General features: G+C 43.9%; 14 protein-coding genes. 11 read left to right on the top strand and 3 right to left on the bottom strand.

What is annotated here, in order from left to right; genetic code table 11:
- Positions 1–38 precede the first annotated feature (38 nt).
- Entirely contained in the window at positions 39–695 is a 657-nt protein-coding gene (locus VIA_RS16365) for an MBL fold metallo-hydrolase (protein WP_004414311.1), read from the top strand.
- Positions 696–745: 50 nt separating this feature from the next.
- Here VIA_RS16365 and VIA_RS16360 read toward each other — a convergent pair whose 3' ends face one another.
- Positions 746–1414 (bottom strand): DUF2982 domain-containing protein, encoded by a 669-nt coding sequence (locus tag VIA_RS16360; protein WP_004414310.1) that lies wholly within the window; start codon positions 1412–1414, stop codon positions 746–748.
- Between the two features lie 221 nt (positions 1415–1635).
- On the opposite strand from VIA_RS16360, the gene VIA_RS16355 reads away from it, so the two are divergent.
- The 8 genes from VIA_RS16355 to VIA_RS16320 all read left to right on the top strand — a co-directional run bounded on the left by VIA_RS16355 (position 1636) and on the right by VIA_RS16320 (position 8668).
- A complete protein-coding gene (locus VIA_RS16355; protein ID WP_004414309.1) occupies positions 1636–2010 on the top strand; it encodes a hypothetical protein in 375 nt (124 codons plus the stop codon).
- Positions 2011–2408: 398 nt separating this feature from the next.
- Positions 2409–3497, top strand: coding sequence for a TRAP transporter substrate-binding protein (locus VIA_RS16350; protein WP_004414308.1), 1089 nt, complete (start codon positions 2409–2411; stop codon positions 3495–3497).
- 125 nt (positions 3498–3622) lie between these two features.
- Positions 3623–4156: a TRAP transporter small permease subunit gene (locus tag VIA_RS16345; protein ID WP_004414307.1), complete on the top strand. Its 534-nt coding sequence runs from the start codon at positions 3623–3625 to the stop codon at positions 4154–4156.
- Positions 4157–4166: 10 nt separating this feature from the next.
- Positions 4167–5450, top strand: coding sequence for a TRAP transporter large permease (locus VIA_RS16340; protein WP_004414306.1), 1284 nt, complete (start codon positions 4167–4169; stop codon positions 5448–5450).
- A gap of 91 nt (positions 5451–5541) precedes the next feature.
- Positions 5542–6903: a cache domain-containing protein gene (locus VIA_RS16335; protein ID WP_004414305.1), complete on the top strand. Its 1362-nt coding sequence runs from the start codon at positions 5542–5544 to the stop codon at positions 6901–6903.
- A complete protein-coding gene (locus VIA_RS16330; protein ID WP_004414304.1) occupies positions 6896–7534 on the top strand; it encodes a response regulator in 639 nt (212 codons plus the stop codon). Before VIA_RS16335 ends, VIA_RS16330 begins: the two co-directional genes overlap by 8 nt.
- 85 nt (positions 7535–7619) lie before the next feature.
- Entirely contained in the window at positions 7620–7958 is a 339-nt protein-coding gene (locus tag VIA_RS16325) for a DOPA 4,5-dioxygenase family protein (protein ID WP_004414303.1), read from the top strand.
- Between the two features lie 107 nt (positions 7959–8065).
- Positions 8066–8668, top strand: coding sequence for a 2OG-Fe(II) oxygenase (locus VIA_RS16320; protein WP_004414302.1), 603 nt, complete (start codon positions 8066–8068; stop codon positions 8666–8668).
- Positions 8669–8671: 3 nt separating this feature from the next.
- Here the strand turns inward: VIA_RS16320 and VIA_RS16315 are convergent, their stop codons facing one another.
- Positions 8672–9538 carry a patatin-like phospholipase family protein gene (locus VIA_RS16315; RefSeq protein ID WP_004414301.1) on the bottom strand — a complete coding sequence of 289 codons (867 nt, stop codon included), beginning with the start codon at positions 9536–9538 and terminating at the stop codon, positions 8672–8674.
- A gap of 285 nt (positions 9539–9823) precedes the next feature.
- On the opposite strand from VIA_RS16315, the gene VIA_RS16310 reads away from it, so the two are divergent.
- Both VIA_RS16310 and VIA_RS16305 read left to right on the top strand, forming a co-directional pair.
- Positions 9824–10045, top strand: coding sequence for a hypothetical protein (locus VIA_RS16310; protein ID WP_004414300.1), 222 nt, complete (start codon positions 9824–9826; stop codon positions 10043–10045).
- A 485-nt stretch (positions 10046–10530) separates the two neighbouring features.
- The gene (locus tag VIA_RS16305; protein WP_004414299.1) at positions 10531–11949 is read left to right on the top strand and encodes a basic amino acid/polyamine antiporter; all 1419 of its coding nucleotides are present in this window, start codon (positions 10531–10533) and stop codon (positions 11947–11949) included.
- A 51-nt stretch (positions 11950–12000) separates the two neighbouring features.
- Here VIA_RS16305 and rarD read toward each other — a convergent pair whose 3' ends face one another.
- A complete protein-coding gene (gene rarD / locus VIA_RS16300; protein WP_004414298.1) occupies positions 12001–12891 on the bottom strand; it encodes an EamA family transporter RarD in 891 nt (296 codons plus the stop codon).
- Between the last annotated feature and the right edge of the window lie 30 nt (positions 12892–12921).

Below are 12921 nucleotides of genomic sequence, written 5' to 3'. Positions count from 1 at the left end.
ATAGTTCAGCCAGTTTGGATGGTTATCAAGGTTAATATATGTCCCTTAAGTATCAAGTTGTCCCTGTGACGTCGTTTTCTCAAAACTGCTCTATCGTTTGGTGTGACGAAACAATGGAAGGAGTTGTCGTCGATCCGGGTGGTGATGTAAAACAGCTCGCGGTTCTAATTAAAGAGCTGGGTGTGAAAGTGGTTAACCTTGTACTGACACATGGTCATTTAGACCACGTTGGCGGCACTGAACCATTAGCTCGCGAGCTCGATGGTGTGCGTATTGTTGGTCCACATCAAGATGACAATTTTTGGCTTCAAGGTCTAGAAGGCCAAAGCCAAATGTTTGGTTTTCCGCTAACTGAAGCATTTGAACCTGATCAGTGGCTAAATGAAGGCGACAAGATTAAGTTTGGCAATCAGGTGATGGATGTCATCCACACGCCGGGTCATACGCCGGGTCATGTGGTGTTATTTAGCGATGAAGCAAAACTCGCTTTTGTTGGCGATGTACTGTTTAACGGCTCTGTTGGTCGCACCGATTTCCCTAAAGGTGATTTTGATACATTGATCAGCTCGATCAAAACTAAACTGTGGCCGCTAGGTAATGACGTTCGTTTTGTTCCGGGTCATGGTCCTGAATCAACCTTTGGTCGTGAAAGAGCATCGAATCCTTTCGTGGCTGACGAGATGCCGCTTTATTAAGTTGCTCGATTGGAATAGTTAGAGGTCGCTATAGGCGGCCTTTTTTGTCTTTATTGATTTGGATCTGCTGCGGCAAGATAACGACGCACTAGTCCGACAAACTCTTCGGGCTCTCTATCGATATCATGAGCCGAGATAAAAATATCGTAATCATAATAGCTTCTCTGATACTTCATGCGATTGGCGAGCATGGCTTGCAAGCCTTTAAACTCTTCACCTTGCGCATTTTTATAAATCGTTGAATCTAAGACGATATCCTCAAAGGTATCCCCCTGTTTGTTTTGTTTTGCGCCTAGGTAGAGTAGAGCGCGTTGACTCAACAGAATTTCGGTTGCGATTCTAGGGCAAATGCTATTTAAGTAAGGGGAATAATCTCTTAGCTTGATACCAATCCAAGGCAACGGTTGATGCCAACCGTCATTTTCATAGGTACAAATGCCTATCTTACTGATGTTACTCCACTTTACGACCCAGCCTCCCTTAAAAAGGTGTTGCTGGAAATGGCTAGCGGTTAGGGTGAAGCGAACCGTGCTTTTCAATATCAATAGATAACCAAATCCTCCCACACAGATAATCGCTATGATGCTCAATACTGCTTGCTCAATTCCAGGGGCATAAAGCAGCAAAATCAAGCAACCAATCGCCAATAGTCCACCTACCCATCTGAGGGTAATGGTAGAGAAAATGAACGGTTGGTTGGTGAGGTGTACGGTTTCCATTTTGGCTCAACTCTAATCAACAAAGCACATCTGTTTATATAATCAGTGGTTTACGTCTCTATGCCAAGAGTATTGATTAAATTGTAGTCTCATGTCGCCATATCGCGTATTTTTGTGCCATAAAGCCGCTCATACCCTGTAAATGTGAACAAAATTTTGGTATAAATCGCGCTTCAAATTTTCACCACTGCTCCGTATGCAGTGAAATGGAGAAATACTCGATGAGACTTGCTCATAAGCGTAAAGTGCAGCTGAAACTGCAAAAGCGCATTAAGGCGACAGTTGCAACAGTAGAAGCAACAAAGAAAGCTAAGCCAGAAGTTGAGAAAAAAGTAGCTGCAAAACCAGCTGCGGAGAAAGTTGTAGCTGCGGCTAAAACAACTGACGTTGCGCTTACTCCAAAGCAGCAACAAGTGCTAGACATCGTTGTTAGCAACGCTGAAGGTATCAACCCTAAAGGTATCGGTCTAGCGGCTGGTCAAGAAGATGCAAAAGCAGCATCTTGGGCAACAGGCGCTCTTAAAAAACTTCTAGAAGAAAACCTAGTAGTGAAAGAGCAGCTAGCTGGCAACAAAGTTATTTACAAAGCCGTTTAATTGCCAATTGCCAATAGCCTATCTCTAGCAATCATTGCGGAGAATACATGCTTGAGAGCCTCGACACTGTCGGGGCTTTTTCATTTCTTAGATGGCAAAAGTTTATCTTTGTCACACATCTTACTATTCACTTAATTTAGTCCTCATTACTTTCACTACGTATAATCTGCATGTTTGCTTTTTTTGTTTTTCGTATAACTAATTGTATTTAATGCTTATTATCTATGTATTAGCCGCTGTAGTACGTGTTACTACGTAGTGCTTTAGTCTAGTTTTAATAGCAGCTGTTAAAATTTATCCGTGTTCACGCTGATTTTATGTTGCTTATAGATAACTCACTCTATAAGTGAAACAAAAGGTACCTAGAAAGGTATGATCGTTAAACAAAGGACGTGAACATGAGTCTTATTAAACAATCTCTAAAACGAGTATTAAAAGGCACGGCGATGGCAGCAGCACTTGCTGTTATGGCGACATCAGCGAGTGCCGCTGAAAAAGTTTATCGCTTGAAACTGGCTGAAACATGGGGACCGAACTTCCCAGTATTCGGTGATGCGACGAAAAATATGGCGGCAATGGCTGAAAAAATGTCGAATGGTCGTCTACAAATCCGTATCGACTCTGCGAACAAGCACAAAGCACCTCTAGGTATTTTCGATATGGTGAAATCTGGTCAGTACGATCTTGGCCACTCTGGCTCGTACTACTGGAAAGGCAAAGTACCAAACACACTTTACTTTACTTCTATGCCTTTCGGTATGACACCGGCTGAGCAGTATGCATGGTTCTACCATGGTGGCGGTATGGAGCTAATGGAGCAGGTTTACTCTCCGCATAACCTATTGTCATTCCCAGGTGGTAACACGGATATTCAGATGGGTGGTTGGTTCCAAAAAGAGATCAACTCAGTTGAAGATCTACAAGGTCTGAAAATGCGTATTCCTGGCTTCGCGGGTGAAATCCTAGCGGAACTGGGTGCTAAGCCAACAAACATTGCCCCGGGTGAACTTTACACGTCTCTCGAGCGTCGTACGATTGATGCTCTAGAGTGGGTTGGACCTTCACTTGACCTGCGTATGGGCTTCCACAAAATTGCCCCTTACTACTATACAGGTTGGCATGAGCCAGGTTCAGAGCTTCAATTCCTTGTGAACAAGCGCACTTACGAGCGTCTACCAGAAGATCTGCGTGAAATTTTACGTGTAGCAATGCGTACAGCGGCTTATGACATGTACACTCAAGCGACTCACGAAAGTGGTAAAAACTGGGTTTCTATCAAATCTGAATATCCAGATGTACAAGTTAAAGATTTCCCACCAGAAGTGATGGGCGCGCTACGTGAAGCCAATGACCGCCTACTGGCTAAGCATGCTGAAAAAGATGATCTAGCAAAAGAGATTCAAAAATCTCAAGCTGATTACTTGAAGCAAGTACGTTCATGGACGGATATCTCGCACCGTGCGTACCTAAACAGCCAAGCTCAATAAATATAACTATCGACTAGGGTAGGTGACATTGTCACTTACCCTATCAAGCCCAAGAAACCTAATTAAATACAACTTGTCGTCACCATTGATAGTGACGCGATTTTCAAAATTCCATGGAGTAGGGAATGAGAAGCCTAATTTATGTAGAGCGCCTATTTAATCGCTTTGGTGATTTCTTAGGATGGCTTTCAAGCATACTGTTTATCTTATTGCTCGCCAACGTTGTGTATGACGTGGTGATGCGATATGTCTTTAACGATGTCTCCATCGCTTTTCAAGAAATGGAGTGGCATTTATTCTCAGCGGTATTCCTACTCGGTGTTCCTTATGCGATTAAAGCGGGGGGGCATGTGAGGGTCGACCTATTCTATGAGCGCTTATCTCATAAGGCGCAATCCATTATTGACCTACTCGGCACGCTGTTCTTTTTGCTCCCATTCTGTTTGCTGGTGGCGTACTACGGTATCGACTTTGCGAAAGAGAGTTATGCATTAGGAGAGACATCAGGCGATCCGGGCGGCTTACCTTACCGTTGGATCATTAAAGCGATGATCCCGCTTTCATTCTTTTTTATGGCCATCAGTGGTGTTGGTTTGCTACTGCACTCATTGAACAAGATTTTTAACCCGCACCTCATGCACGCTCAAGAACAAAAGTAAGGAGACAACAATGGTCGGTATTGTAATGTTTTTTGTTGCCTTGTTTGCTTTGCTACTTGGCTTCCCTGTTGCGTTTACCTTTGGTGGTATTGCGCTTATCTTCGGTGTGTGGGCAGAAGGTATGGACATGTTTGCTTTCATGCCATACCGAATCCAATCTATCATGGAAAATACAGTCTTAATGGCTGTACCTCTGTTTGTTTTCATGGGGCTTGTTTTGCAAAAGACTCGCCTAGCGGAACAGTTGCTTGAATCGATGGGTAAACTGTTTGGTGGAGTACGCGGTGGTATTGCGATTTCTACCGTACTCGTTGGTGCCTTACTGGCGGCCTCGACTGGTGTTGTTGGTGCTTCTGTTGTTGCAATGGGCCTGATCTCGCTACCCGTTATGCTCAAGTATAACTACGATAAAGGTCTTGCCTGCGGCACTATCTGTGCGTCTGGTACGTTGGGGCAGATTATCCCACCTTCGATTGTCCTTATCCTACTTGGTGATGTACTCGGTGTGCCTGTCGGGGATCTGTTCCAAGCTGCGGTTTGGCCCGGCCTTGTTCTTGTCGGCGCTTACGTTATCTATATCTTGATTTATGCCAAGCTCAACCCCGAAGCGGCTCAGCCTATCCCAAGTGAGGGTGACATCAGCCGTAAAGATGAAGTGATTGCAGCACTGAAAGCGGTTGTGCCGCCATTGGCTCTGATTGTTGTCGTATTGGGTTCGATCTTTGCGGGTGTCGCGACACCGACAGAATCTGCGGCGTTGGGTGGTGCAGGTGCGATCGTTCTCGCGGTATTGTATCGTCAGTTTAGTTGGTCAATGGTGTATGCCGCGTCAAAAGAGACAGTAAAAGTCACCGCAATGGTATTTGCGATCCTATTGGGTGCAACTGCCTTCTCTATGGCATTCACCTACACAGGTGGTGACTATCTTGTAGAAGAGTGGATGCTACAGATTCCAGGCGAGAAATGGGGTTTCCTAATCATCACCATGCTAGTGATCCTTATCTTAGGCTTCTTCATCGACTTCGTAGAAATATGTTTTATTATTGTTCCAATTTTAGCGCCAGTGGCTGAAATGATGGGCATCAATATGACGTGGTTCGCGATATTGATTGCGATGAACTTACAAACCTCGTTCTTAACGCCACCGTTTGGCTTTAGCTTATTCTACTTAAAGGGTGTTGCTCCAAAAGGCGTAACAACACGTGATATCTATCGTGGGGTCATGCCATTCATTGCTATCCAAATTCTTGTCTTGGCGAGTTTATTGGTCTTCCCAGAATTTTATGGAATGTGATCGAAAAGTTACGCTAATGAGGTAACAACTGATAAAGTGAGGCTGCTTGCCATGAAGGGAAGCAGCCTTTGTTGTTATCTGAGGAAAAGGAATGCCTCTACAAGCCAAACTGATCTTACTCAGTTTATTGCCATTATTGCTCGTTACGGCTTTAACTAGTTGGATCTCAATTCATCAAGCTAAAACGCTCGGCGAGAAAGAGATTCAAATTTTTGAAGATGGCTTGATTCGCTCTAAAGAAACTGCCTTAAAAGATCACGTCGACCTTGCCTTCGATGCCATTTCTCATATTTATAATGATCCCGATATGCCTGAAGAGATCGCCAAGCAGCAGGTGAGAGAAATCTTATCTAAGCTTCGTTATGGCAAGGATAAAGACGGCTACTTCTTTGCCTACGATGAGCAAGGAACCAACTTAGTTCACCCGATCATGCCAGACCTTATTGGGCAAAACTTGCTACATATTCAAGATGAAAATGGCGATCATCTTATTGAAGCACTACTTGCTCAAGCACAGAGTGGAGGCGGATTTCATCAATATCTGTGGCAAAAGCCATCAACCGGAGAAAACGTCATCAAGCTCAGTTACGCGGCATGGCTAGATAAATGGAGTTGGATGATTGGAACGGGTCTGTACATTGAAGATATCACTTATGAAGTCGCGAATCTCAAGTCTGAAGTGAACAAGAATATTGAGACGACGTTCTTTTCCGTGATTGTGATTATGATCGTGACGGTGGGCGTTATTGTTGTGATTACTCTAGCAGTTAACCTACATGAACATCGTTTGGCCGATCGCAGCTTAAAAGAGCTGGCCCATAAAACAGTTATGTTTCAAGAGGATGAGAAAAAACACCTAGCGCGCGAGCTTCATGATGGGATTAATCAGCTCTTGGTTTCGAGTAAGTGTCACCTCGAGCTACTCGCGAGTAAGATTGATGATGCACCGTTGCAACAGCATATCGTGCAATCACAAAACTCGCTGATGACCGCAATCAATGAGGTCAGACATATTTCACACAATTTAAGACCCAGTGCTCTTGATGATATCGGTCTTGAGGCCGCAATGAACAGCTTGTTGCTCGATTTTAAATCTCACTCTGGCATAACGATAGAAGCCTCACTATCCACTCAGCCTGGTAAGTTACAATCAGAAGTAGCGACAACGCTATATCGCGTGGCGCAAGAGTCGCTGACAAATATTGAAAAGCATGCCAGTGCGAAAAAAGTGAGCGTGATTTTGCAGCAAATGGGCAACATGCTTCAGCTTATTATCCGTGATGATGGCGTCGGCTTTGATGTTAACTCTACGCTAAAAAAGCAAGGAATAGGGCTGCGTAATATGCGTGAAAGAGTGGAGTTTATCGGTGGTGACTTTGAAATAGAGAGTGAGCCCGGCTTTGGGACAGAGATAACCGTATTACTGGAATTGGATGGATTAGTTTATGGATAAACCAATTAAAGTGGTGATTGTTGATGATCACCAAGTTGTACTCGATGGATTTATCGCGCGACTGCAAACCGAACCCGATATTGAGGTCATTGGCTCTGCGAGTAATGGTGTTGAAGCGGTGGAAGTGGTCAAAAAGCTACTTCCGGACGTAGTGCTAATGGACGTCAGTATGCCACTGATGAATGGTATTGATGCGACACGTATTATCAGAGAGTCGATACCCGATGCGAAAGTGCTGATGCTCACCATGCATGATAATCGTGAGTATATTATGAAGGTGATGCAAGCTGGGGCGGTCGGTTATATGCTCAAAGAGATCTGTGCTCAGCGCATGGTACAAGCCATTAAAACGGTTTATCTCGGTTCGACCTATTTTTGCGAGTCAGCGACACAAACACTCTTTTCTCAGGAGGTGATTCCTAACATCCAAAAGCCCAACCCCTTGAGCCGTAGAGAAGAAGCGGTGTTAAAACTGGTTGCAGAGGGCAACAGTAGTAAGAAGATTGCGTCACTGCTTGATATTAGCTACCGCACGGTTGAAACTCATCGTCAGAACATTAAGCATAAGCTTGATCTGCACAGTACCGCTGAGTTGGCTAAATATGCGGTTGAACAAGGTATTGTTGCGTAGCTGAAATGTAATGATTGTAAGTAAAGCGGTAGAGAAAGGGCATAGTTGCTAGTATAGAAATATAGATAACAATCAAAATGATATTATGACTTTTCCTAAAAATATCCATGAAAACTACCACGCTCACATCTATTTTGACCAACCCTCCGCTGGCGTAGCGAAACAGTTACGCCAACAAGTGATCGAGCAATTTTCACTGCCCGTTGGTAACTTTAACGAGAAATTGGTCGGTCCACACTTAATGTGGAGCTTCTCGATTACGTTTACCTCGTCAGACTTTGAAGCGCTTATTGCTTGGCTAGAAAATCACCGTCAGTCATTTTCTGTTTTGGTTCACGCATTGACGGGCGATGACCTCAAAGACCACACCGACTTTGCTTATTGGTTAGGAACTCCTGTAGAGCTCAACTTGTCGGGCTTGTAGAGTCTAATCAACAACATTTATCGTAAAGGTAACAAGTCTGATTTGTGGCTGGTGGCTGCGTTTGTGTATAAGGCGTCCTTGATTTAATCACTGGACAACAGCCATTCATGAACAAACTTATCGATGCTCTTTTCACTCAGGGTTATTACGTTTGGGACGACTTTCTATCTGAAGATGAAGTATCACAACTAAGAGACGCTATCCCTGAAGATTGGAAGAAAGCACGTATCGGGCGTAACGATGACGTTATGCGTGAAAGTGCTATCCGAAGTGACAAGATCCAGTGGCTTCGTCGTGACATGGGTCAAGCGGTGGGTTCATTCTTAGACAAAATGGAACAGATCCGACTTGAAGCGAACCGCCATTTCTTCCTAGGTTTGTTTGAATATGAAGCGCACTTCGCTAAGTTTGAAAAAGGTGACTTTTACCAGAAGCACTTAGATTGCTTTAAAGGTAATGAAAACCGTCGCTTAACGACGGTATTCTACATGAACGAATCTTGGTCTGAAGACGATGCGGGCGAGTTGGTCGTCTACGATATTAACGATAATCATATTGCGACGATCCCACCAAGATCGGGTCGTTTATTTGTCTTCTTCTCTGAGCAATTCCCTCACGAGGTTCTGCCGACTAACGCGGAACGTTACAGCATTGCTGGTTGGTTCCGCGTAAATGGTGTGAAAGATAATCAGCTTGATATTGCTCACTAACGCTTATAAGCAGAAGTGACAATTTTCGTCAGTTAATCCGAAAACACCTTTCCGACTTGAGAGGTGTTTTTCTCCCTCTTCTAGCCCCATTTCATAGCCTTCGTTCAATACCTCTTGCTTCATTGTGAGCCGTTTAACTGAGAATGACTCAGGTGGCGCGATGACACGAATGATGACGTCTTGAGGTGGGTTGCGAATAAAATCCAACGATTGGTTGTAGCGCCTTGCTCTTTCTTGCATTGCTTGACCTATCATCGGGTGTTTCTTTAACAGCCTTTTTATTAGCCAAGAGCTTTTACTCTCAGGCATCTCATAACTGAGTGGATGAGATAGAATCACCGTGATTTCCTTTGCACCACGTCGATACGCTTCAATGACAGGAATCGAATCAGCAACACCTCCATCAGCATAACAGCCACCCGAGAAACATGGGGTCTGCTTATAAGCAATCGGCAGTGCTGCGGTCGCTTCCAGTACTTGTTCAATATTGTCTGAAGTGACGTTGTAGTAGTCAGCTTGACCTGTTTCAATGTTCGTTGCGGCCGCCCAAAGCGGGGTGGTTGAAAACAGTTCATCTCGGTTCATTGGATAGCTTTGCTCTGATTGAGAAACCAGCCAATGTACATCGACAAGGCTTCCCCCTTTTAGGAACCGCTTAGGATCAAAGAAAGAACGCTGAGTAGCAAGTTTGGTTATGACGCTGTAGCTTCGATGTTTTTGCTTTGACAGATATCCGACAAGATTTGAGGTACCTGCAGAGACACCAATGGCAAAATCGAAAGGGAAGTAATCACTTTCAATAAAGCTGTCCAATACACCTGCTGCAAAGATGCCTCTCATGGCACCGCCTTCCACAACGATCGCTTTCATAATTTCTATCATTTTTGTCTAAGTTGTCGCTAAGTTTAAAAGCTTGCTCACGATGACTGAAGTAGGAGATATAGATAGCTGCAATAGGTGCTGCCTATCACTTTTTGATAAGAATTACCTATCGAATATATAGTTTTAGATGTTTATGTCTATAATTAATAATGAGGTAAGGTTATTCCTATCAGAGAGTTATTAACGTTAACTGGTTTTATATACAGTAAAATGCTTGACGTTAACTTATACCGAACTATACTGGATATAGATACAGGTAACTGGAGGTGTACTATGTTGTCAGAAACAATTGAACGCGTTAACCGCCTACGCCAACAAGCTTTGGCTGATCCAGCTTTTATCCAATCAGCGAAAGCGCATGAAAAAGCTATACATAGCCAAGATAATCAGCACGCATCACAATCTAAGAGTGGTAAGCCCAAGAAGGATAGGACACTCGCAGACATATACCAGCAAGCAGAGTTTGGTCAGCGGAATGACGGCGCTAACCACTAGAACATTGAACAGAACAAGAGGCAGCCATTCGGTTGCCTTTTTAGTTTTGAGCAGGCAAAAAAATTGGCCGCATAAAGCGACCGTACAAACAGGAAGTAATGGATACTAAGAGCGGTTGTTGATGCATCTCAGCCACTGAAAATAAGTTTAGACCATGTTCTGTTTTATGCGAGTTATTCAATCATATTGCATATTATTTTGTTGAAATCGTAATTAGAGTGTTAATGGCTAGTAGATTAATGTGTTTTATGCTCATTTAAAGATAGTGAAATTACCTTTAAATATTGATTTTGATGGTCTTATTACGATGTTTTTGGTTAATGTTTTAGGTCAAAAGAATTAGAATGCGTTCCATGAATTGATCGGTGACAATGAAATAGAAGATTCGCTTTGGATGTGCGCGACATAGCTCACACAGCCTCTAACTATCGCTGACATTTAGGCGTAATATTGCACCTTCCTGAACGGTAACTCCGGAAATAATAATGGACAACAAACTCGGCTTGAGTTCTTTAACAGCGATCGTCATTGGTTCAATGATCGGTGCTGGTGTATTTAGTTTGCCACAAAATATGGCTTCAGTGGCAAGTCCAGCTGCCGTGATCATTGGTTGGATGATCACTGGTATTGGTATGATTTTTTTAGCCCTTTCCTTCCAGAAGTTGGCTTTGCATCGCCCTCATGTTGATAGCGGTGTATTTGGTTATGCAAAAGCCGGTTTCGGTGATTTTGTTGGCTTTTGTTCTGCTTGGGGGTATTGGCTAAGTGCGATGTTAGCTAACGTCTCTTACTTGGTTATTGTTTTTAGTACCTTAGGCATGCTGTTTGATACACCTGACAATATCATATTCGGTCAAGGTAACACCCTTATCTCCATTGTCGGAGCATCTTGCTTACTTTGGATGGTGCACGCCTTAGTGTTACGAGGAGTGCAAACCGCCGCATTGATTAATATGGTGACCACCTATGCCAAGTTGGTACCGCTGCTAATATTTATCATCGCAGCAATGTTTGCCTTTAGTTGGAATACGTTCACGTTAGATTTTACTGGTCTGCACTTCGGTGACGGCCACGATCTGATGACGCAAGTAAAAAGCACTATGTTGGTGACGGTCTGGGTATTTATTGGTATCGAAGGAGCGGTCGTGGTCTCTAGCCGAGCGCGTAACCGTAAAGATATCGGACGTGCCACCATACTGGGTCTACTCACTGCACTCGCGATCTACGTGTTTGTCACGCTGTTATCTATGGGCGTTGTTAAACCTGTTGAGCTGGCAAGTTACCAGAACCCATCAATGGCGAAAGTGTTGACTCACATTCTCGGCCCTTGGGGACAGTACATTATCAGTGTGGGATTACTTATCTCAGTTTGCGGCGCTTTTCTTAGCTGGACAGTACTGGCATCAGAGGCGCCATATTTATGTGCAAAAGAGAAGATGTTCCCGAAAAAGTATGCTGAGCTTAACGAGGCAGGCAGCCCAGTTAAACCTTTGACGCTGACTAACGTGTGGATTCAAGTCTCTCTAATCTTCGTTATGTTTGCTGGCAGTACTTACGACACTTTACTAATCATTGCATCAGAAATGATCTTAGTGCCTTATTTCCTTGTGGGCGCTTTTGTTCTTAAAATCGCTATTGAAGAGAAGAATAAAGGCAGTTTATTACTAATTGGTACGGGCGCGACGGTTTACGGACTTTGGCTGCTTTATGCGTCAGGCCTTAACTATTTACTGCTCTCAGCACTGCTGTACATACCGGGTCTCTACTTTTATATTCAGGCTAAGAAAGAGCAGGGCATTAACCCATTCGAAGGCAAAGAAAAATTCGGCGCTGGAATGCTAGGAGTCGTAGCGATTGTTACCGTTGGAATGATTTGGCAAGGCAGTTTGAGTGTAAGCTTCTAATCGCAAACCCCCTACCGTATGGCAGGGGGTTTTGTTTATTGGGTCAATCGATTATCGATACTTAGCAATGTAACGGTAGCGTAGGCTGTCAAATATCGTAAAGATCAAACCTGCCCAAATAAAAGTAAAGCTGATGAGTTTGACTTCATCGAAGGCTTCCCCAAACAAATAGACAGCCAAGAAGAATTGAATGGTCGGTTCGATGTACTGCATCAGCCCGATCGTTGACAGAGTCGTCAGGCGAATTGCAATCGAGTAGAACACCAAAGGCAATAACGTTGCTGGAGCTGCGCCAATATATAAAGCAAGGGTCATCGCCCCTGAATGAAGTGACTCGGTTCCGACGGTCCACTCCTTAAGCAAAATATAGCCGAGCGCTAACGGGAGCAATACGAGCGCCTCTACAAACAGGCCAGTGCTCCAATCATAGTTAGCTTTCTTCTTACACCAGCCGTAAAACGTGAAAAATATCGCCATCGTCAAAGCAATATAGGGCACCTCGCCATAGTGGATGATTTGGTAACCCAAACCAATACAGGCAAGGACTAACGCGACTTTTTTACCAATAGACAGCGACTCTTTTAAGAAAAAGATACCAAGCGTCATCATAGTGATAGGGCTGATAAAGAAGCCCAAGCTTGCATCCATGACTCGATCATTGGTTAGTGCCCACGTAAAAGCACACCAAGACATCGACATCATCAGTGACGCAGCGGTCGAGTACATTAGAGAGCGTTTATCTGCCCAAATTGCTTTGAAATTTGGTAGACGTTTGGTGATAAGCAATACGATAGCGGCACCAAATGGTACTGAAGCAATGAGCCTTATTGCCAATAGCTCATCGGTCGCCGCATTCGGCAAAAATTGGTAATAGAGTGGGAGTAGGCCCCACAATAGGAAGGAAAAGGCAGCCATCCCATTGCCTAAACGCTGCTCAGACATAATGACTCTAATAGATTAAGTAATTGAGCG

This window comes from Vibrio orientalis CIP 102891 = ATCC 33934 (assembly GCF_000176235.1).
Taxonomy (GTDB): Bacteria; Pseudomonadota; Gammaproteobacteria; order Enterobacterales; family Vibrionaceae; genus Vibrio; species Vibrio orientalis.
The sequence above is the reverse complement of the archived record's forward strand: the minus strand, read 5'-3'. Positions and strand labels throughout refer to the sequence as shown.